Source organism: Cellulomonas bogoriensis 69B4 = DSM 16987 (assembly GCF_000767165.1).
Lineage (GTDB): Bacteria > Actinomycetota > Actinomycetes > Actinomycetales > Cellulomonadaceae > Actinotalea > Actinotalea bogoriensis.
Genome location: NZ_AXCZ01000461.1, coordinates 1 through 498, shown reverse-complemented (window position 1 = coordinate 498; position 498 = coordinate 1). Strand labels below are relative to the sequence as shown.

Sequence of the window (498 nt, the reverse complement as noted above, 5' to 3'; positions counted from 1 at the left end):
CGGGTGGGCGGGGGTCCGGTGGGTGCGGCCCTCACGCAGGGCGAGCGCGACCTCGCGGGGCAGCACGACGTGCTGGTCGTCCTGGCCGGCGAGCAGCCCGTGCTCCAGCAGCCACAGGACGGCGTCCCGGGCGGGTGAGGGTGTCGCGGGGTCCGGTGCCCGACCCACCGGGGGGCCCCAGGTGAGGGCGTCCAGGACGCGGCGGGCGCCGGGTGGGGCGTCGGTGAGCAGCAGGTCCACGGTCCCGGCGTCGGTCAGAGCCGAGACCAGTGCGGTGACCACGACGGCCGGGGGCCCGTCCTCGTCGGGTGTCGGCCCGAGGGTGTGGGCGAGGGCCCGCAGGGCCGCGTCGTCACGTCGGTCCAGGGTGGTGGCCAAGGGCGGTCCGAGGCCTGCGGGGTAGGGCCCCAGCAGGTCGGCGAGCCCGGGGCAGGGGCGCAACCCGTCGTCCGCGGGCCACACCAGCGCGTGCTCGTGGGCTGTGGTCAGCGCGGCGCG

Annotated in this window: 1 pseudogene; it reads right to left on the bottom strand. The window is 78.5% G+C overall.

Annotated features, from left to right (window positions below):
- A pseudogene (locus tag N869_RS18240) lies at nucleotides 1–498 on the bottom strand (hypothetical protein); the annotation flags it as partial.